Origin of the sequence: Porphyromonas canoris (assembly GCF_000769115.1) — a bacterium.
Classification (GTDB): domain Bacteria; phylum Bacteroidota; class Bacteroidia; order Bacteroidales; family Porphyromonadaceae; genus Porphyromonas_A; species Porphyromonas_A canoris.
Genome location: NZ_JQZV01000013.1, coordinates 257,963 through 279,570 on the forward strand (window position 1 = coordinate 257,963; position 21,608 = coordinate 279,570).

The 21,608-nt window shown below is 44.7% G+C and carries 16 protein-coding genes and 1 tRNA gene; 1 reads left to right on the plus strand and 16 read right to left on the minus strand.

What is annotated here, in order from left to right:
- Positions 1 to 985 precede the first annotated feature (985 nt).
- From HQ43_RS06300 to HQ43_RS06330, 7 genes are all read right to left on the minus strand, one after another.
- Positions 986 to 1,408 (minus strand): hypothetical protein, encoded by a 423-nt coding sequence (locus HQ43_RS06300; protein WP_036791224.1) that lies wholly within the window; start codon positions 1,406 to 1,408, stop codon positions 986 to 988.
- Between the two features lies 1 nt (position 1,409).
- Complete coding sequence (locus HQ43_RS06305) at positions 1,410 to 4,481, minus strand: leucine-rich repeat domain-containing protein (RefSeq protein ID WP_036791227.1); 3,072 nt, start codon at positions 4,479 to 4,481, stop codon at positions 1,410 to 1,412.
- Positions 4,482 to 4,668: 187 nt separating this feature from the next.
- On the minus strand, positions 4,669 to 6,168 hold the full coding sequence (hutH, locus tag HQ43_RS06310) for a histidine ammonia-lyase (RefSeq protein WP_036791229.1): 1,500 nt from the start codon (positions 6,166 to 6,168) through the stop codon (positions 4,669 to 4,671).
- Positions 6,169 to 6,194: 26 nt separating this feature from the next.
- On the minus strand, positions 6,195 to 6,821 hold the full coding sequence (locus tag HQ43_RS06315) for a cyclodeaminase/cyclohydrolase family protein (protein WP_036791232.1): 627 nt from the start codon (positions 6,819 to 6,821) through the stop codon (positions 6,195 to 6,197).
- Positions 6,822 to 6,861: 40 nt separating this feature from the next.
- Complete coding sequence (gene hutI / locus HQ43_RS06320) at positions 6,862 to 8,121, minus strand: imidazolonepropionase (protein ID WP_036791235.1); 1,260 nt, start codon at positions 8,119 to 8,121, stop codon at positions 6,862 to 6,864.
- A gap of 3 nt (positions 8,122 to 8,124) precedes the next feature.
- A complete protein-coding gene (gene ftcD, locus HQ43_RS06325) occupies positions 8,125 to 9,030 on the minus strand; it encodes a glutamate formimidoyltransferase (RefSeq protein WP_036791238.1) in 906 nt (301 codons plus the stop codon).
- Between the two features lie 50 nt (positions 9,031 to 9,080).
- A complete protein-coding gene (locus HQ43_RS06330; RefSeq protein ID WP_036791242.1) occupies positions 9,081 to 11,075 on the minus strand; it encodes a urocanate hydratase in 1,995 nt (664 codons plus the stop codon).
- 310 nt (positions 11,076 to 11,385) lie between these two features.
- Here HQ43_RS06330 and HQ43_RS06335 point away from each other — a divergent pair, with 310 nt between their 5' ends.
- The gene (locus tag HQ43_RS06335; protein WP_036791245.1) at positions 11,386 to 12,117 is read left to right on the plus strand and encodes a hypothetical protein; all 732 of its coding nucleotides are present in this window, start codon (positions 11,386 to 11,388) and stop codon (positions 12,115 to 12,117) included.
- Between the two features lie 110 nt (positions 12,118 to 12,227).
- Here the strand turns inward: HQ43_RS06335 and HQ43_RS06340 are convergent, their stop codons facing one another.
- From HQ43_RS06340 to HQ43_RS06385, 9 genes are all read right to left on the minus strand, one after another.
- A complete protein-coding gene (locus HQ43_RS06340; RefSeq protein WP_036791248.1) occupies positions 12,228 to 13,190 on the minus strand; it encodes an alpha/beta hydrolase in 963 nt (320 codons plus the stop codon).
- A complete protein-coding gene (locus tag HQ43_RS06345) occupies positions 13,187 to 14,323 on the minus strand; it encodes a DNA polymerase III subunit (RefSeq protein ID WP_036791251.1) in 1,137 nt (378 codons plus the stop codon). The genes HQ43_RS06340 and HQ43_RS06345 overlap by 4 nt, the downstream gene beginning before the upstream one ends.
- Before the next feature lie 27 nt (positions 14,324 to 14,350).
- On the minus strand, positions 14,351 to 15,334 hold the full coding sequence (locus HQ43_RS06350; protein ID WP_036791253.1) for a dihydroorotate dehydrogenase-like protein: 984 nt from the start codon (positions 15,332 to 15,334) through the stop codon (positions 14,351 to 14,353).
- 209 nt (positions 15,335 to 15,543) lie between these two features.
- Positions 15,544 to 15,625, minus strand: a tRNA-Leu gene (locus HQ43_RS06355).
- 105 nt (positions 15,626 to 15,730) lie between these two features.
- Positions 15,731 to 16,882 (minus strand): lipid-A-disaccharide synthase, encoded by a 1,152-nt coding sequence (gene lpxB, locus HQ43_RS06360; RefSeq protein WP_036791255.1) that lies wholly within the window; start codon positions 16,880 to 16,882, stop codon positions 15,731 to 15,733.
- 20 nt (positions 16,883 to 16,902) lie between these two features.
- Positions 16,903 to 17,667 carry a 5'/3'-nucleotidase SurE gene (surE, locus tag HQ43_RS06365; protein ID WP_036791257.1) on the minus strand — a complete coding sequence of 255 codons (765 nt, stop codon included), beginning with the start codon at positions 17,665 to 17,667 and terminating at the stop codon, positions 16,903 to 16,905.
- A 6-nt stretch (positions 17,668 to 17,673) separates the two neighbouring features.
- Positions 17,674 to 18,246, minus strand: coding sequence for an FKBP-type peptidyl-prolyl cis-trans isomerase (locus tag HQ43_RS09525; RefSeq protein ID WP_052089775.1), 573 nt, complete (start codon positions 18,244 to 18,246; stop codon positions 17,674 to 17,676).
- Positions 18,247 to 18,260: 14 nt separating this feature from the next.
- Positions 18,261 to 19,805: a glycine--tRNA ligase gene (locus HQ43_RS06375; protein WP_036791259.1), complete on the minus strand. Its 1,545-nt coding sequence runs from the start codon at positions 19,803 to 19,805 to the stop codon at positions 18,261 to 18,263.
- Positions 19,806 to 20,660: 855 nt separating this feature from the next.
- Positions 20,661 to 21,512: a bifunctional methionine sulfoxide reductase B/A protein gene (locus tag HQ43_RS06385; RefSeq protein ID WP_036792660.1), complete on the minus strand. Its 852-nt coding sequence runs from the start codon at positions 21,510 to 21,512 to the stop codon at positions 20,661 to 20,663.
- Between the last annotated feature and the right edge of the window lie 96 nt (positions 21,513 to 21,608).

A 21,608-nucleotide genomic window follows, 5' to 3' on the forward strand; every position in this document is an offset into this window, starting at 1 on the left:
TCCCTATCTTCGGGTGTCGCCTCTGCTGTTTATGGCTTCCGTCATCCGGCGTCTGAAATCTTCTTGCAACCTTTGAAAAAGAGATCTTTTTGGGTAAAGCTATCTTGTTAGAAGAGATTTTGAAGAGAGATTCAGAGATAAAATGCAGAGAGCACGAACGAGAAAGACATCTCAGGTACGGGGGCAAATCCGAAGCTCAAAAGCAGCGCCGTGGATGAGAAGCTATGCAAAAATCTCTTCTTGAAATTCTGCTTCGGAAGAGCAACAATAAACCCTGAAATTTTACACCCAAAACAGCCCTCTCCGGAGGGCTGTTTTTATATATTCCATACCGAAAAATGCTCACTTTTTTCGGTCTCTCTATTTTGATCGGAGGGGTCATTTTCAGAGCACGACCGAACTGTTAAATTCGGACGGTTTTATTAACACGATTTTTGATACAGGTTCACCCAAAACGGTAAACGAGCATATTCTTTCGGCTTAACGTGTTTAATTTTTCAATGAACACGTTTACCGATTTCATTTAATACGTTTACCGGATTCGATTAACGTGTTTAGAAATTTTGCTTATAGTGTTGATAGATAGCATCTTAAACTTTTCGACCCCTTTTTTGCTGTTTTGGGGTGCAAAATTGCATTAGGATTTGTTTATAGATAGAGGTGTTAAAATTCACACCTATTAACGCGAAAAAGCCCCATGAAACGGACTGAGAAAAAATTTTTCCCAAATTCGCGTTCTTTTGTATCTCTCTTATTATAAATATTTTACCGGCTTTCCTCCAAACTCTCTTCCCAATTTCGCTTCAAATCCGACCTCATTTCTACCGATTTTTGGACTTCCATTTTTATATAAAAGTTCACGGCAAAAGAGGCTTATCTTACCCCTCTGTTTCGGCAAGATAAACCCCTCTATTTTGCGCTATCCGCTCTCCTCTTTTTCACCAAAGAGAGCGGCAAAAAGCGGATGGCTGTTTGTGCTCTCTCCTTACAGACAATGACAGCTTGCCAAGCAACCTATGAGAATAAGGAGCAATATCGGAAGATAAGGCACGCAAAGGCTTCTGGAAAACAGAGCTTTGCAGTAAGACTTTTTTATTTCGCTTACATCCATGTTGTAGATCTCCTTTAAGGAGAGGGAGTCGTTATCCATCATCTCTACGCTTTCATCGTATAGTTGTCTGTATTTTCTCTCCAATTGTAGATAATAGGCATCTATCAGGGCAAACAATATGGTGGCAAGCAAGGCAGAAAGGATGCAGAAATACTCCCTGTTGGCTGTATATAAAGATCCTAAGATGGCTACTACCGCAACGGTAAAACCCTTTATCTGAAAAGAGTTGCTTGCCATTCTGTTGATCGCTCCTTGGATAAATTCCAAGTGTTGTCTCTTGTATTCTTCTCGTCCCATTTTAGTTGTATTTGTTGGTGAATATCTTTTCGTTTAGTTCTTCTACCGCTTTTCTCCAATTCTCACTTCTGCAAGCATTGTAGTTGTCGGGATTACTGCCTTTATTCCAATCCGGAAAGCTTATTTCAGCCCCTTTGAGTACAGCATAATGCTTGGATATATCATTCATTGTCCATGTGCAGGGCTTTATGATGATAGGGATAAGGGGCTTATTATGCTCTTTTATAAGAGGAAGTTCTACATCTCTAATATAATCTGTTGAGATATAATTCTGGCTCACAAGGGCTATCACATAGTCTGCTTCTATGATTTTTTCTTTGATCACTTCATGTATAAGATCTCCCGGAGTAGTAGTTTTGTCATAGTACACCTCTATTTTTTCCTCTCTTATCATATCGGTCAAAAACTTATTTAGCTCATTTAGGTCATCAATATCACTTTTAGAGTAAGATATAAATATCCGTTTAACGCTCTTAAGAGCCGGGTTTATGGAGAAGTGTTTATACCTTTTAGTAGATACTCTTAGCTCCTTTTCCCGATTTATTTCTCCTTCTTGTGTAAGAGGATATGCAGTTATCGTGCTCTTGGTTTGTTCCGGATCATCCAACTTTTGAAGCTTAACATAAAGTTGTCCTTCCGGCTTGAGTTTGGGATCATAACAAGAGATATAAAGATCGGGGATAGGATTTTTCTGACGCTCTAATTTCAGTTCCTGCTTTATTCTATTTCTAATCTCTAATTCTCTTTGTGTCTTGTTTTCAGATTCTCGTTCTCTTTGAGAAAATTTGGGAGTCTCAGACTCTATACCTTTTTGTAAAGGTCTTTTATCCCAATAGAAGCAGAAGAGATCCAAGAAAATCTCCTCTTCTATTTCAACAACTTTTGTCTGTTTCCCTTTAGGAAGAGGGTTGATGTAAACCTCTATCTTAAGTTCTTCAAAGTCTAAAGCAATCCAAACCATATACTCTCCCCTTAGAGTAAAGATGAGTTGATCTCTCCAATATCTTTTTAGCTCGTTTTCTCCACTTCCATAGTAGCAGATCAGCTGATTGATAAGCCCAAATGGAATAAAACTTTCAAACTTAAGTATAAAGTTCGGAGCAAGAAACCCAATGGTAAGCCAACTGTATGCTTCTTCCTCTTCTGCAAGAGGAAGATAACCGGGGATAATATATACTCCTTTCTTTTGATCGTGAAAAATCACTTTTTCAATCTCGAGCAGGCGAAGCAAAAGAGGATCTTCCTTAAAAGCTTTTTCCATATCTGCTTTGGGAACTCTCCCTTTCATCTCCTTCATACTATCCTTGCTGAGAATAGAGTGGATATGCTCTACTGTTTTTACCGGATTTAGCCACACCACATTTTCAAGCTCTTTATCCCCTCTATAATATAGGATTTCTCCTTTTCTATAGAGTTGGTAAAGTTTTGCTTTTAAGAGACTCCCTTTATTCTCTTTATAACTAGAAAATAGCTCTCTTATTTCTCTACAATTATATCCAGTTTCTTTTTGAAGAGATTGTAGTTTGTTGTACAGCTCTATCTGACTCTTGGGATACTCTTTCTGTGTATCCTTTTTCTCTATTTCACCTTTGAGTCTAAACTCCAAGTAGCGAAGAGCATAGTCGTATCCTTCTTCCCATTCTCTTATTTCTCTTTTAGGGTCTTTATCCTCCTTAGTATCAGGTAAAGAGACAAAGAACTGTTCTATTACTTGAGACGTTGTTTTCTCTATTATTCTTTGCTTGGAATTATCCGCATGGGTCTGTATCACAAAAGTATCTTCTTCTACTTTGAACTGACACAGCTCCTTTCTCCGAGAAGCATATTGGATTTGAGAAAGCCAATATGCTCTATCGAAGTTCAGAATATTGATGCCTTCACTATCTTTTTCTTTTTTGTTTCGATCTGTCTTATCACACCAAAAAAGCATATTTAGAGCATTACTGGAAAAGAAGACTTGATAGATACCATGGTAATAGTCTTGCCCTCCAAAGTCATAAAAATTTATCTTCGGGAACTCTTTCTTTTCGGACTTAAATATTTGTAAGATATGAGTGCTACCATTTAGTTTATAGTTATTATCATAATAATGCAAAAAAGTACTCTTCCCTGCTCTATGGTTCCCGAGTAGCATTACCTTGTAGGGATACTCAAACTTAACTTTCTTTTCTCTTTCCTCTAGAAGCAAATTAAGGATATCGTCTCTATGATTATCATATGGCTCTAAGATAATCTCTCGATCTTGCAAAAATTTATTCCCATTTATATGAAGACCTAAGAACCGGTACAACATTATAGATTGTGGAAGCTCACTTATCTTATTATTTGATATATCGAGAGTACTTAAATTCTGAAGTTTTTCAAGACCTTCAAGAGAGCTAATCTGATTGTTAGAAAGGAATAGGTCTTTTAAGTTTACAAACTTAGCAAACCCTTCAAGAGTACTAATTTGATTGTTAGAAAGGTCTAGGAATCCTAAGTTTACAAGTTCCTCAAGACTTTGAAGAGTACTAATTTGATTGCTAGAAAGGTCTAGGATTTCTAAGTTTACAAGCTTTTCAAGCCCTTCAAGAGTATTTATCTGATTGCCAGAAAGGTATAGGATTTTTAAGTTTACAAGCTTCTCAAGCCCTTCAAGAGTATTTATCTGATTGTCACCAAGCAGTAGGCGTTTTAAGTTTACAAGCTTTTCAAGCCCTTCAAGAGTATTTATCTGATTGTTATAAAGGTCTAGCTCTTTTAAGTTTACAAGCTTCTCAAGCCCTTGAAGAGTACTAATTTGATTGTTAGAAAGGTCTAGTTCGTTTAAGTTTACAAGTTTCTCAAGCCCTTGAAGAGTACTAATCTGATTAGAAGAAAGATCTAAAATCATTAAAGACGGAAATAAATCCATCTTTTTAATCTCTTTTATTCCCTTTCCAATGATACCTAAAGCTATGACCTCTCCGTATTCATTTAGTTGAAAGTATTTTTCATATGTGTAATTTATCTCAAGACCGGTCATATTTTCAAGCGTAATTCCATACTCTTTTTCAAGTTCAAGGATTGAGTCCGGTTTGTATGTATTATCCATATCAAGATATAAAGGGAAAGATGAAGTTGTAATAAAATGTAGAACTAAAGGTAGTAAATAATAAGAGAAGTTAAGACTGTTTTAATGGATAAGTTTCTGATAGCAAAACGGATAATAAAAACAGCGTCCGCAATCTCGAAAGATTGCGGACGCTGAAGTATGAAAGTCGGTATATCTGAATGCGAAATTACATTGCGATGAAAGGATAGGTCTGAACGAAGCTATAAGCATCTTCTATCTGTTGGTACATCACAACGTCGTCCTCCACTCTCGGTACTATGGTACGGAACTCTCTGAGAAGAGCTTCGAGAACAGGGGAGGTAGTAGCCGGACGGCGAAACTCAAAGGCTTGTGCCGCATTCATAAGCTCTATACCGAAGATGCGATAGAGGTTGTCTATGAGCGGTAGAAGCTTTGTGGCTGCATTGGCACCCATGGAGACGTGATCTTCTTGATTGTTCGAGCTGACGATGGAGTCGGATGCAGCGTTGAAGCAGTACATCTTGTTCTGACTCACCATAGAGGCTGCGGCGTATTGAGGAATCATGAAACCGGAGTTGAGCCCCGGCTTTGCCACAAGAAATTCGGGAAGATCGCGCAGACCGAAGATGAGTTGAGCCACACGGCGTTCGGAGATATTTCCTAGTTCGGCAAGTGCAAGAGCAAGGAAGTCGTACACGATAGCCAACGGCTGACCATGGAAGTTGCCTCCCGAAAGAATCATATCCTGATCGGGGAATATGGTCGGGTTGTCCGTTACGCCATTGATCTCCTCTTCCACAACACGGCGAACGTGTGCGATGGCATCGTACGAAGCTCCGTGTACTTGAGGAATACAGCGGAAAGAGTACGGATCTTGCACGTATGGTTTCGGCTCACGGATGTGAGCGCTGCCTTCGAGAATCTTTCTCATGTGACGTGCGATCTCCACTTGTCCCTTATGGTTGCGGATGGTGTGCAGCTCTTCTGTGAAAGGAGCATCCAGTCCGTTGAACCCTTCAAGAGAGAGAGCCGCAATGCTGGTAGCCATGGTGAGAATCTTTTTTGCCTGTATGAGGGCATAGACTCCGTGAGAAGACATGAACTGCGTACCATTGAGCAGGGCGAGTCCTTCCTTACTTTTGAGCGTAACAAGGGCGATACCTGCCTCTGCCAGTGCTTCTTTCGCCGGTACTCTTGCGCCTTTGTAGAACACTTCTCCGTATCCGATCATCGGCAAGAAGAGGTTGGCAAGAGGAGCGAGGTCGCCTGATGCTCCGAGAGAACCTCTGTCGAACACGACCGGAGTGATGTCTTTGTTGAGCATCTCCACGATCCACTCTACCGTACAAAGCTGCACGCCACTATGCCCGAAGGATAGTGCGTGTGCTTTAAGAAGCATCATCAGGCGGACGATCTCTTTTTTGACCTCTTTCCCTGTACTGCAGGCGTGGCTCTTGATGAGGTTTTCTTGCAGCGTGGTAAGGTCTTCGGAAGAGATGCTTCTGTTACAAAGAGAGCCAAATCCGGTAGTGATACCATACAACGGACGGTCTGAAGTGGCAACCTTTCGGTCGAGATACTCCCGACAATGCTCTATCTTCTGAATGGCTTCCGGTGCCAACTCCACCACATGAGGGTAGAGGATGAACTCCTCCAACTGCTCGATGGTAAGGTCTGCACCGCCTACAATAATCTTTCTTTCCATAACAAATGGGGTTGTCTGTATCTCTATTATTGTAGAGATACCTTTGTTTTCTCAAAGATGACCTTCTCTCTTGCGATGGCATCGGCTTCCAAGCGATCTGCTTCTTCTGCCAAAGCACGCACAAACTCCTGATCGGTGATAGAGGTGAGGTTGATACGAACATTGAGGAGTGCGCCCAAGACTGCGGTACGAGCACACATCATTGCCACACAACCATCGGTAATCGCATTGTTGTTACCCTTTGCCACGACAGTCTCGGCGAGGGTTAGCAGTTCGTATGCACGTCTTGCCACCGCCATCGGGATATTGGCTGCAAGTTTGGTACGCTCCTGTATCTGTTCGGTACGATAGGCTTTCTCTTCGTCTGTTTCCTTAGGAAGCTTGAATGCTTCAAATACCAAGCGGTAAGCGTCGCTGTCTCTGTCGATGTCTGCAATGAGTTCTTGGCGAAGAGCTTCAGCCTTGACAGCCAACTCTTTCATCTCCTCTTCTACATCCACATAACGCTTCTTGCCAATGGTGAGATTGGCAACCATCTGAGCGAGTGCACCTGCTATGGCACCATTCAGAGCAGAGATACTGCCACCTCCGGGTACAGGTTCCGAACCTGCGGTTTCAAGTATAAATTCTTGTATGTTTAAGTCTTTAAGCATTGTCTTAGGGGAATAAATTAGTTTGAGTTTTGTATAGAAATCAGATTACAGGGTAACGAACACCACTCTTGATGGTGTCTCGTACCAGATTCATACCGAAGTGGTAGGAGAGGAACTTGTATGAGGGGAAGCGGATGATAGCCATGTCGGCTTGCTTGCCTACCTGAATACTGCCCACTTGATCGGCACGACCTATTGCCGCAGCACCATTGATGGTAAGAGCGGTAATGGCTTCCTCTACTGTCATATTCATGTATATGGTGGCAAGAGCGATCATAAGAGGAACGGAAGAGGAGAAACAGCTGCCCGGATTGAGGTCTGAAGCCATTGCCACAGCACAGCCGGCATCTATCATCTTGCGGGCTGGTGCATACTCTGCTTTCAAGGAGAATGCCGTACAAGGCAGTACGGTGGCTACGGTGTTGCTGTCTGCCATTGCGGCAATACCTTTATCCGAGATTTGAAGCAGGTGGTCTGCCGACAAGCATCCCAGCTCTGCAGCAACTTCCGCTCCTCCAAAAGGTACAATCTCATCGGCGTGCATCTTTACCGCAAAGCCCATCTTCTTGGCTCCATTGAGCAGTACACGCGTCTGTTCGTGATCGAATACTCCTTTTTCTGTGAAGATGTCGCAACACTCTGCAAGGTTGCGTTCTTTTACCACAGGCATGACCTTGTCGAGCAGGAAGTGGATAAACTCCATCTCTTTTCCTTTGTATTCAGGGGGAGTATCGTGTGCTCCCATGAATGTGGAGTAGAGAGATATAGGATGTGTACGCTCTAACTCTGCCACGGCTTCAAGCTGACGGATCTCTGTCTCCAGGTCCATACCGTAGCCGCTCTTGGCTTCCACTGTGGTAACACCTTGTCTGAGCATGGCATCGAGATGCGATCTTCCGGAAGCGGTAAGCTCTTCAAGGGTCGCATTGCGAGTGGCTCGCATAGTGCTGGCAATACCACCACCGCGCTCCATGATACTCATATAGCTGTCTCCTGCAAGTCTCCACTGAAACTCGTCTTCTCTATACCCACCAAAGACAAGATGGGTATGGCTATCGACAAATCCGGGAAGGATGCAACACCCCGAAGCATCTACTTCATGACAGCCACGGGTCTCCTCTTCGGAGACACCCGCCATGCCGCCAACGTATGTTACGATGCCGTCGCGAGCTATGATGGCAGCAGGACCTTCGATGACACCGATGGCATTCATCTCTTGCGCTCCTCGCTTTGCCTTGTTTCCCTCGCAGGTTACAATCTGAGCAATGTTCTTGATAAAAATATTGCCGATGGGTTTCATCGTTTATTCCATTATTTTGTTTTCCAATACCTGGTCGATAGAGAACTGCTCAAGACCAAGATAGTACTCTGCCACGTCTATAAGAGCAGCCATAGGTACAAGACCTACAATCTCAGCACCTACGATCTCCACACCATATCTGCGAGCTTCCATGCGTACCATTTCGTGTGCACGGTAAACGGCAGTCTTTGTGTAGTCGGTGAGGTTCATGGAGACTTGAGTGATGCCTCTTTCTGTGAGCTCTACACCCATTGCCTTACAGAAACGAAGACCCCCGCCGATGAAGCGAACCTTCTTTGCGATGGCAGATGCAATCTCAAGATCGGAAGTGTTGAGGTTTACATTGTACGCAACAAGAGGCATACGTGCACCTACGGCTACTGTTCCGCTGGTTGGGTGACGTTCTACCGGACCAAAGTCAGGCTTCCACTCTTCTTGTTTGATCTTTTCTGCCATTCCTTCAAACTCGCCCTTACGGATAGCTGCAAGGTTTTCTCTATGAGGTGCAGAGGCAGACTTTTCATAAAGGAATACAGGGATGTTGTAGCGGCTTGCTATTTCCGCTCCTACCTCTTTGGATAGAGCTATGGCATCGTCCACGGTGACATTTTTGATAGGAATGAACGGCACAACATCCACAGCACCCATACGAGGGTGTTGTCCTTCATGTTTTGTAAGGTCTATATGTTGTTGAGCTATCCCAATTGCTTCCAAAACAGCAGCTTTTAGAGGTTCGGGATCTCCAACAACGGTAACTACCGTGCGATTGTGATCCTCATCGCTGCTATAATCAAGAAGTCTGACACCATCCGTAGCACGGAATGGTTGAACAATCTTTTCTATAATCTCTTTGTTGCGACCTTCACTGAAGTTAGGCACGCACTCCATAAGTCTTTTTACAGTTGCCATCTTAAATTGTGGTTGAATGTGAAAATTGTTTGTATTTAGTTTTATAGGTTTTATTTCAGAAGATTGTCGAGGAGAGTATCATCAACAAGAAAAGGAATGGTGATATGGTATCCCTCTCCGGCATGTGTGCGGTTGAACTCTTCGGAGGTACTCATGGCATTCTCATTGCGAGCCCATGAACGTCTGGCTACACCACCCATAACGTCCCACAACATTGCTGTGCGGAGAATGGTATCGACACGTTCGGAGCCGTCCAAGACCATACCAAATCCGCCGTTGATACTTTTACCGATACCAACGCCACCGCCATTGTGAAGAGCGATAAGGCTCATACCACGAGCTGCATTCCCTGCAAAGCACTGCACTGCCATGTCTGCCATCACGTTTGAACCATCTTTGATGTTCGATGTCTCACGGAAAGGAGAGTCTGTTCCGGCAGTATCGTGGTGATCTCGTCCCAACATGATAGGACCGACTTTGCCTTCACGCACCATCTGATTGAAGCGTAAAGCTATCTGCTGTCTGCCTACCGCATCCTGATAGAGGATACGAGCCTTTGTCCCAACTACAAGAGCATTCTTTTCTGCATCTCGTATCCAAATATAGTTGTCTCGGTCTTGCTCTCTGCGATCCGGATTTATACACTCCATGGCAGCGTGGTCTGTTGCACGAAGATCTTCTTCTTTTCCGGACAGACATACCCAACGGAACGGGCCATAACCATAGTCGAACAGCTCCGGACCCATTATATCTTCAACATAGCTTGGCCATATAAAGCCGTCTTTATCGTCAATGCCGTTTTTGGAGATCTCTTGCACTCCGCTGTCGTAGATTGCTTTCATGAACGCATTACCATAGTCGAAGAAGTATGTGCCCTTTGCCACCAATCCTTTGATCACTTCATAGTGGCGTCTTAGGCTTCTATCCACCGCAGCGGCAAAGGCATCCCGATCTTCTTTTAGAAGTTTTGTGCGCTCTTCAAAAGAGAGTTCCACCGGGCAATATCCTCCTTCATACACGGCATGACAGCTGGTTTGGTCGGAAAGCAGATCTATATGTATGTTCTCTTTAAGAGCATACTCCAACAGATCTACGATATTTCCATGGAACGCAATAGAGGTAGGCTCTTTGCTTTCGATGCCCTTTCGTGCGATCTCAAATGCTTCTTGTATGGAGTGAGCAATATATTTAACCCATCCTTGAGAGTGGCGTGTAATGATACGTGAATAGTCCACTTCTGCCGTGATGGATACTGCTCCTGCAATGTCAGCAGCTTTCGGTTGAGCTCCACTCATGCCTCCCAATCCGGAAGAGATAAAGAGTTTTCCTGCAAGATTGCCTCCTGTCGGGATGTTGAGACGTTGGCGACCTGCATTCAAAAGTGTGTTGAAAGTACCATGCACAATACCTTGAGGACCTATATACATCCATCCTCCGGCTGTCATCTGTCCGTAGTTTGCCACACCCATTTGTGCTGCAATTTCCCAATCTTTGATGTTATCGAACAATCCGATCATCATCGAGTTGGTAATGATTACACGCGGAGCATCCGGCTTGGATGCAAACAATCCAAGAGGATGCCCACTCTCGATGACCAGTGTTTGGTCTTGGGTGAGTTCCTCAAGATATTTCATGATGAGGCGGTACTGCATCCAGTTTTGGCAGACTTGTCCTGTCTCTCCGTAGGTAACAAGTTCGTATGGATACAGCGCAACATCAAAACAGAGATTATTATCTATCATCACTTGGAAAGCCTTCCCTTCCAAGCATTTTCCTTTATACTCATCTACAGATTTTGCTTTCAGATCTCCCTGTGGACGGAAACGATATCCATAAATTTTACCTCTGGTCTTCAACTCTTCCAGAAATTCCGGAGCAAGTTTTTCATGAAGTTCTACGGGAATATATCTTAAAGCATTTTGAAGTGCCACTCTCGTCTGAGCAGGAGTCAGGCGGTAACCACGGTCCGGAGCTCGACGAATGCCTTCTTCAAAAGTCGGATATTGAGGCAGAGAAGCCTCTAACGTAAAAATTTTGGCATCCATATTATGTATTAGGTTATATGTGATTTATTCCATTTTACAAGTATAAGATCCGCTCTTTATGGGGTAAATGGGATCTCAAAAATGTCTCGCAAGATACGAAAAATATAGCACCCTTACAAAAGAAAGGGATGCCAAAGATCTGCTACTCAAAAGCCTTTTTCTTCTTTCTTGAAGAATGGTAATGTTTCAGTGGAAACAGCGGGAAAATTACCCATAGATTGGTATTGGGATACTCTTTACTATTGATGATATTTGCACAGATAAAACGGAAATATTACCAAAAACATAAGAACAAACAACAGACAACATTATGAACAAACATTTAAGCAGGATTTTTCTTCCTCTTCTTCTATTTATTATTGCTCCGGTAGCAAGTGCACACACCATGTGGTTGGAGTCCAAAACGGCAGGAGTTGTCGGAGAAGCGCACAAGGTAGAGCTTTTCTTCGGAGAGTTTTCCATGAGTGATAAAACCCCGACAAAGGATTGGTTGAAGGGACTGTGGAGCGGAGAGTTTAAGGTTACAACTCCCTCAGGAACTGTTATAGATCTTAAAGCAGAGGCGGAAGAAATCTGTTATTCCGCATCTTTCACTCCTACTGAAGAGGGTTGGTACAGAGTTCACTACGACTGTTTCTCTCCTACAAAGTGGCAAGGATCGGAGCTGCACTATCTCTCTGTTTTCTGGATCAAGGTAGGAAGCCCTAAAGCATCACCTATGGAAAAGAGTCCTTTCGAGAATGGACTTTCTCTTCTTCCTCCTACACGTTCTGAACAGAATGGCTCTCAAGTCTTCAAGTTCCCTGTTTTCAAGAACAATGAAGTACCCAAAAGAATTGCTCTGAATATCTTGGCAGACAATGGTTGGAGGAAAAACTATTATAGACTTAATGAAGGCATGCTTGAGATGTTGCCTTTGTGGAAAGGACGATATCTTCTCAATGAGGTGATACGTAAGAGCTATACACCCGAAGAGTCTGCTGCAAAGGATGGAGCAAAAGGACTTTATTCCAACATTACTTATTTCTTTGAAGTGCAATAACAGGTAGCTGTACTGATTGTTGATATAGAAAAAGGTGTCCCTTAGAACTCGAAAGAGTTTGAAGAGACACCTTTTCTATGTTATAAAGAGAGTTTGAAGGCTCCGGGTTTTCATTTTGGCATTACACGCTCGCACCATTTGAAGAGCTTTTGGTAAACCTCCTCTCTGACCTCTTTTTGAGATAATACCAAGTCATGTATGGCATTAGCAACGGGGGAGAAAGTGATGTCTCCGCTTAGTCGCTTGGTATAAGCCCGAATGTGTTCTACGTTCAGGATAATATCGGAGGTCATTATTCGACTATCCCATTGTACCGGTGTGAAAGATTTATCCGAACACATTACCAGCATAGGGACTTTTATCTCCGTATGTTCATCCAGATAGCGATGCGCCTTTTCTACTGCCGATACAAAAGCCAGCTTGGTATCACTTGGAACGTGAGGCTTAAGTCTGAGATCATATTTCCACTCTCCATGCTCCGATATGTGTAGAGCTTTTCCATAAAAGTCGGTAAAGGGAACAACGGGTAATGGTAGCTCCGGATATCTGTTGCCGATCTTACTGACCACCGGTAGTACTTTTTGAGCCAAAGCACTTATCTGAAAGCCATAAAACGGGCTGTTGCAGAATAGAGCATGAAACAGATCACTATCCGGATGGCGAAGAGCGTAATAGGTTATAAGTAGCCCTCCTGTGGAGTGCCCACACAATAGCACTTTTTTATTGCCCTCGCTTCGGATCTGCTCCAATGCCCACTGTATATCCTCATCATACTCTTTAAGATCGCGGACATTGTTGAATAGCTGGTGAGGCATCCAGGAGCGACCATATTTTCGGAGGTCTATCGCATAAAAGTGGTATCCCTTAGAGCAAAATCGCTCTGCCATTTCGGTTTGGAAGAAATAGTCGTTAAAGCCATGGATGTACAGCACAGCTTTTTGAGAGGGGGCGTTTGTCTTTCTTCGGACTAACGTGCAGACGACTTTGCCCTCATAGTCTTCCGGTTGAGTTGTTTGGAGCTGTTCAAACTTTTCTCCCAGAATATCTTTTTGGTAAGAAGCTGTCTGTTTCATGCTCTTGCAGAGAAAGATTTGAACAGTTGTAGCATCAAATCAAAGAAAACCATCTTTGCGCTGACATTCTGCATCAGCTCTTTTCGTGCCGTATCTATGGCATCGGAAATCTGTTCCACATTCCTTCCCGAAATCACGCAGGAGAGCTGGCGTACTATCCTAATATTATCTTTTCTGGAATATAGAAGAACCTCCTGATCTTGCTCGGCAGAAGTTAAACCGCATATAAATGCCTCTCGCACGGCATCTGCCAACTCTTTGCAGAGAGCCGTGAGATATTCTCTACTTTCCGTATGCAGCTCTTCGCTTTCCTGCTTCATCTCTTTGGCATTTCCTCGCATGGATAGGGTAAGTATCTTGTAAGCTCTAAGAGCTTCTTCCGTTGTCTTTTCTCCACTTTCCAAGAGCATTTTAGCCAAGACAATACTGCCGGAAGATAGGTGAGCTATACGCTTTCCGATCTCTTCCGCAATACCATAATTTTTCACAAGCCATTGAGACATTGTTTCGGGCATTATGGGATGCACCGGAATGCGTTGCACTCTGCTGATAATAGTAGGTAAGAGCAGTTCGGGAGCTGTTGCAACAAAAAGAAACTGTACTCCTTTTGGAGGTTCTTCCAGTAATTTTAGGAGTTTGTTGGCGCACGAAACATTCATCTTCTCAGGAAGCCAACAGAGGACTACCCGATAGTCTGCTTCATAAGGACGGTAGGATAGTTTCTCTTCGAGATATTCTGCCTCTTTCACAGATATGGACAGCTGGGTGTTTTGCAGAGAAAGGGCATCGCCCCACTCTTTATAGGTTATGCGTGGCTCCTTTGAGAGTTGTTCTCGGAAGAGAGGAAGATAATCTTCGGAGGTTTCAAGTTTTTCCTTTTTTACGATAGGGTAGAGCGGTAGTAGGTCGGGATGAGAAAGAGTGTCTACTCTCTCGTAAATTGTGCTTTTTTCTTCTTCGTCTCGTCCGCGTGCAAGCAAAACCTTTGCGGTGGCAAGAGCGAGGGGCAGGCCTTCTCCTCCATCTCTGTCATAAAAAAGAAGGGCATGAGGAAGAGTGCCGGAAGCAATGTTTTGCTTCAAATAGGCGACACTCTTCTCCTGCCCTATGATATTCTCAAAAGGATCTATCATAAAGATCAATGAGGTGTCCGAACCTGATTAGTTCGGTTTATGGTTGGAGTAGTACTTCATGAACTGTGTACGAAGATACATTGCAGACAACTCATCATCCTTAGCGGAAAGATGTCCCATAAACTCTTTGATGTTATAGTATTTGTGTCTATCCATCCATCGTATCAGTTCACCCAGTACATGAGTGATCAATCCCTCTCCATCTCTGTAGATACTGCTACACATCTGTACCGCAGAAGCACCGGCAAGAAGACCTTTAAGGACACCTTGAGTATCGTGTGCTCCGGAAGAGAGAGCTACATCCATGTCCGGTATGGCGCCGTGTACCAATGCCGTGTAACGCAGAGGATCTTCTATATCTTCAGGACGAGTGAAGATGTTTCCTGACTTTACTCTCATACTTTCGACCTCTATATCCATCGCATAGCTGCGATTAAAGAGAACAACGCCGGCGGCTCCAACCTTTTTAAGGTCGTGTACAAGACGAACAATGTTGGAGAAGTACTTCGGCAGTTTTACGATTACAGGAAGTTTGGTCTGCTTGCATAGTGCATCTACCATCTCTATACACTCTGTCTCCATAGCACCGTAAGGAGAAGAGAAAGAGGTATCTATGCTCATGTAGTTTAGCTCTATGGCATCTGCTCCTGCTGCTTCTATCTCTTTGGCAAAAGAGATCCAGGAGTCTTTTTTGAAGCAGTTGATGCTTGCGATGACCGGAATGGAAAGCACCTGCTTGGCTTCGCGAAGTAGAGTCAGATGGTTTTCCAGTGCATTGTCTCTGACATAAGCCATAAGATAGTCCATGGCTTCCGGAGAGTCTGCTCCTCCATACAAGTGTTCTATATCGCTATCTATCTGCTCTTCAAAGAGAGACTTTAGTACCAGAGCACCTGCTCCTGCCTGTTCGTAGCGAAGCAGATTATGACTTTTAGAGGTAAGTCCTGAGCTGGAGACTATAATGGGGGAAGATAATTGAAGTCCTGCAAAGGTCGTAGATAACTTATCCATACGCTTTATTAGTGTGATTATTTAGATTTCAAGTTCTATATGTTAGTGCAGTCTTTCCGACTCTTCTGTCCTTTTGGACTACACACAACCTCTCTTTTTACTTTAAGATAGGTCGTTACAGAAAACAAAGATAACGAATATAGGCGAACTATCAAACAGAAAAGCCTGTAAAAGCATTGCTCTTACAGGCTTTCATTTTTCATCTTTCGTGCGGCTGAAGGGACTCGAACCCCCACGTCTCTCGACACTAGATCCTAAGTCTAGCGTGGCTACCAATTACACCACAGCCGCATTTTAGAATCGCACTTAGATGTTCTTCTTTCGTGAGTGCAAAGATAGAGAGGATATTTTAATCTCGCAAGCGTTTGAGCAATATTTTTTCAATTTATTCCTTACTCAATCTCTTTTGCAAATCTCTTCCGCAGCTCTTTCGGAGGCATCGCTCTCGCCTAATCTTTCGGACACGTTTTCGTATCCGGTCAGCATGGCGTGCGTGTAGCTCTTGTTCTTCAATATCTTTTCGATCTCCTCTTTGACCCTTTTTACCGTGAACTTGCCTCCGAAAAGCTCTTGTACTACAGGGCGATACGCTATAAGATTTACGAGTGAAATAAAAGGAACCGAGAAGAATCTTTTGAATACGAAGTTGGCAAGATAGCCTGCTCCATGCGCATAACAGACCACTTGAGGCGTGCCAAGCAGACAGGTTTCAAGTGTTGCCGTGCCGGAGGTAACCATGGCGACATGAGAGCGGGAGAGAATATCGAAAGTGTGTCCGAACAGAACAGGATACCCTTTTGCTTCGGGAATAGAAGCGTACAGATCCTCTTTTTGTCCGGGTGCTCCGGCTATAATAATATGGCATCCGCCCTCCACCTCTTCTGCCGCACGTATCATTACCGGCAGGTTGGCACGTATCTCTGCTGTCCTGCTACCGCACAAGATTGCGCAGACAGGCTTCCTGTTTATCGTATCACGCTCTTCGGGATGGATGTTTTTCCCGTTAAGGTGCGTTTTCTCTTGCAGAAAACGCTTTACGCCGGCGAGGGTCGGATTTCCCACATATACCACCTGGTGCAGGTCGTGTTTCTTAAAGAAATCTACCTCAAAAGGCAGGATGCAAAGAACCTTATCCGTTTGGATGCGCAGCTTGGCAATACGTTTCTTCTTCCATGCCCACACCTTCGGAGAGATATAATAGTAGAGCCTTGCTGAGGGGAGTTGTTCCTTTACAAATGGGAGGATGTAACGAAAGTTGAATCCCGGATAGTCCACCGGTATCACAACATCGGGCGAAAACTCCAGCAGTGTCCGCTGAACCTTTTTTGCATACTTCCTTATCGTACCCAAGTGTTTCAGCACCTCCCATACACCCATGAATGCCATGCCGGAGTAGTGTACTATTGGGGCTTCTCCCGTAGCTTCCGAGAGAGCTTCTCCTCCTACGAATGCAAAGGAAGCGTTACCGTCTCTTTTCTTTATGGCTCTTACCAGATCCGCCGCATGTGTATCTCCGCTGGCTTCTCCGGCTATTATAAAATACTTCATCTCGGATCTCTGTACGCTCTTTAGATCTCCCAGTGTTTGAGTTCCCTCATCGCTTCGTAGTCTGTAACATCTATCTTGCAGGGAACGAGTGTTGCAAACCCTTTCTCTGCCACGGAAAGATCGCAGCCGAGATTGTGTGGTTCATGACTCATCAACGCTCCTGCCATCCAATAGACCTCTTTTCCCATCGGAGTGGTCTGCTTGACGTACTCGTCATAAAACTTTCCGTCTGCCTGACTGCACAGCCTCATCCCTCTCACTATGGGTACATTCGGGACATTCAGATTGAGATAAGTCCCTTTCGGCAACCCGTCTTTGAGTAGACGGCGAGCCACTGCACGAGCGTAGCGACAGCTTTGAAGATAGTCGGAGTCCTGTGTTCCCTCTATGAGAGATACGGCAAAAGAGGGGATGTCGAATATCGTTCCCTCTATTGCAGCTCCAAGTGTACCGGAATAGTTTACACATATACTCTGATTGCCCCCATGATTTATACCGGCGACCACCATATTGGGTCTTTCGGGCAGGATGACGTTCAGAGCCAGTTTGACACAGTCTGCAGGAGTTCCGCTACAACTGTATATCGTGATGCCGGGATCTCTTCGGACGCAGGAGTAATGGATAGGAACGGAGGAGGTTATTGCGCTCGAATAACCGCTGCGAGGTCCATCGGGAGCCACAACCACAATGTCTCCAAGATCTTTCAGGGCGATGATCAACTCCATTAACCCCTTGGCGAAGACGCCGTCATCGTTGGAGATAAGAATACAAGGACGCTTTTGCATATCGGTTTACTCTCGAAGAATATCTACCAACTCCAAATCGAAGATAAGGGCAGAGCGGGCAGGAATATCCGAAATGCCTCTGTCGCCGTAAGCCAACTGCCAGGGGATCACGACCGTACCCTTCTCTCCGATAGACATATACTGTAAAGCCACCTGCATACCCATGATGACACTGCCCTGTACCTGCATATTGGGGCGGACAGCCATGATTTCCATAGCTATCGGTTTTTGCTTCGGCACGTAGTTCGGATCCGTATTCATCACATCTTCGACGTAGCTGGCATTGTCGAATATGGTACCATCCACCAGCTTGCCCACGTATCGGATGCTCACTTTGCTGTTTTGTTTCGGCTTCTTATCCTTTATCTTCGGCGCCATGCGCTGCTTGTAGTAAACGGGATACACCGCAAACGGGAAAGGGATGGCATGGTAAGAAGGATCTTTAGAAATCTTCTCCACATACGCTTCGCTCTTCTTTTGGTTCTCTGTCTGTATCTCTTGAGTGGTGGAAGTCTCACAACCCACGGAGAGGAAAGAGATCAGAGCAACCAGCAACAGGCTGTATATCTTCTTTGTCATAAGCGTTAGGTTTATTATTTAAGTTTTTTGAGCAGGCTCTTCATGCTTACTTTTTCCGCGATGATGCCGTGAAGTCGTTCTATTGCAACACGTTCCTGCGTCATATCGTCTCTGTAACGAATGGTTACGGTATTGTCTTCCAGGCTCTGATGATCGAGTGTGATGCAGAACGGAGTACCTATTGCATCCTGACGACGGTAGCGTTTGCCGATGGAGTCTTTCTCATCGTATCGGCAGGCGAAGTCGTACTTGAGCATCTCCATCACCTCTTGCGCCTTTTCGGGTAAGCCGTCCTTGCGTACCAAAGGAAGCACTGCGAGCTTCACCGGAGCCAGTGCAGCCGGCAGGCGAAGCACCACTCTTGTGTCTCCCTCTCCGCAATCCTCTTCCGCATAAGAGGCTGCAAGGATGCTCAAAAACATTCTATCCACACCGATGGAGGTCTCCACAACGTAGGGGATATAGCTGTCGTTCAGCTCCGGATCGAAGTAGCGCAGCTTCTTCTTGCTGAACTCCTCGTGGCGAGAAAGGTCGAAGTCGGTACGGGAATGGATGCCCTCCACTTCCTTGAACCCGAACGGCATCTTAAACTCGATGTCCGCCGCGGCGTTGGCATAGTGTGCCAGCTTTTCGTGATCGTGGAAGCGATAATTTTCTGCACCGAATCCTAAAGCCTGATGCCACTTCATTCGGATATCTTTCCACTTTTCGTACCACTCCAATTCCGTGCCGGGACGAACGAAGAACTGCATTTCCATCTGCTCGAATTCCCTCATGCGGAAGATGAACTGACGTGCCACGATCTCGTTGCGGAACGCCTTACCGATCTGTGCTATCCCGAAAGGAATCTTCATCCGTCCGGTCTTTTGCACGCTGAGATAGTTCACGAAGATACCCTGAGCCGTTTCCGGGCGCAGATAAACCTTGAACGAGCTGTCTGCCGTAGAGCCCATTTCGGTGGCAAACATGAGGTTGAACTGGCGTATTTCCGTCCAGTTTTTGGTCCCGGATATCGGACAGACGATGTCCAGCTCCAATATAAGGTTACGAAGAGCCTCGTAGTCGGAGTCGTTCAGATAGGTAGAGAAGCGTTCGTGTATCGCATTGCGCTGCTCTATGTATCCCATAACACGAGGATTGGTCTGCTTGTACATCTCCTCGTCAAAGCTGTCGCCGAAGCGTTTTGCCGCTTTTTCGACCTCTTTTGCAATCTTATCGTCTATCTTGGCAAGGTGATCTTCGATAAGCACATCCGCTCTGTATCTCTTCTTGGAGTCTTTATTGTCTATGAGAGGATCGTTGAACGCATCCACGTGACCGGAGGCTTTCCATATCTCCGGGTGCATAAAGATGGCAGAGTCTATCCCTACGACATTGTCGTGAAGGAGGGTCATGCTTTCCCACCAATATCTCTTGATGTTGTTCTTTAGCTCGACCCCGTTTTGAGCGTAGTCGTACACCGCGCCCAGTCCGTCATATATCTCGGACGAGGGGAAGACGAATGCGTACTCTTTACAGTGCGATATGAGTTTCTTGAATACCTCTTCTTGTTTTGCCATGGCTACTGTTTATCTTGTTTTTAGTTGTTCTCGAAATCTTTGTGAGATCGCATACGAATCTCAACCTACAAAGATAACCATTTCTTGTAACAAGGGGATACATTTTCTTTTTCAATCTCCTCCGTTTCATTTTAAGGTGTAATTCCTTGCTAAAATATCTTATCGAACGCAATTTTCAGCCCTTCGTTTTTATATATTCCATACCGAAAAATGCTCGCTTTTTTCGGCTCTCTATTTTGATCGGAGGGGTCGTTTTCAGAGCACGATCGAACTGTTAAATTCGGGCTGTTTTATTAACACAAATTCCGATACCTGTTAAGCCAAAATGCTAAACCAGCATATTCTTTCGGCTTAACGTGTTTAATTTTTCAGTAAACACGTTTACCGATTTCATTAAACACGTTTACCGGATTCGATTAACGTGTTTAGCCAAAATCATTAAAATGTTAATAATCAGCAGACTACGCATTTTTGCCCTAAAATACCCCTGAAAAGGCAGATTTCTTTATTAAGAAATATTTACAGGCGAGGGTGTTAAAATTTACACCTATTAACGCGAAAATGAGCCCTGAAAGCGATAGAGAGGAGTGCTGAGTGCAAATTCGCGATTTCTTGTATCTTGTTGTTTATGAGATTGTTATTGTTGGTTGGTCCCTTTCGGCTACTCAACCTTATCTTCCGGACGAGGTTCTGCCCGACCCTCATCGGGGCTCTGTTTTTATATAAAAGCTCCCACCGAAATGCCTTATATATTTCCCTGCGGATTGTATGGGGAAGAGCGAAGGATAAAATAAAAGAGAGACAGAACCATGTGGCGGTTCTGCCTCTCTTTTCGTTATTTTTCTTCGTAGCGGACTAAAAGATCTTCTTATAGCCGTGACAGTATGGAGTGGTGCCTTTTCTATCGTAATAGCCTTGGTGATACTCCTCTGCTTTCCAGAATTTGCTTGCTTTCCGGAGCGTTGTAGCCGGTTTGTACCCTTTCTCTTTCAGGATCTCCAGATACTTCTTGCCTGTCTCCTCTTCTGCTTTGTCCGAACAGAATATGGCGGAAAGGTATTGAGAGCCTATATCGGGACCTTGTCCATCGGGCTGTGTAAAGTCGTGCGTCTCGAAAAACAGCCGTACAAGCTCTTCGTAAGAGACTTTTGTAGGATCGTATTCTACCTCCACGCACTCCAAGTGTCCGGTAGTGCCGGTGCAGACATCCTCGTATGAGGGATGCTCCAAAGTGCCTCCCATAAATCCGACAGCCGTCCGCTTCACACCCTCTTTCTTGCTGAAAAAGTATTCTGTTCCCCAAAAACATCCGGAGGCAAAGTAGGCACGGCAAAGCTCTTTAGCCGAATCGGGGATGAACTCCATGGATATAGAGTTGACGCAATGGCGGGTATCTTTCGACGTGAAGCCCTCTCCCTCGAATACATGACCCAGATGGGCATGGCAGTTGGCGCAGATGATCTCCACTCTGTATCCGTCGGCATCGGGCACTCTTCGTACTGCCCCTTCGATCTCATCATCGAACGACGGCCAACCGCAACCGCTATCAAACTTGTCTTCCGAGCGGTACAGCGCAGCACCGCATCGCTTGCAGACATACGTTCCGGAGCGTTTCTCATCCAGCAGTTTGCCGGTGAAAGGAGCCTCCGTTCCCTTTCCCACGATCACCGCCTCCTCTTCCGGAGTCAGCTTCTTATACTTGTTCATTTTGTCTGTATTGGTGTTAGGTTTTACGGCAGACGGGCTCTTACAGCCGGACAAGCCGATAAAGATTAGTAGCAAAAAGCCCCAAAACAGAGGCAC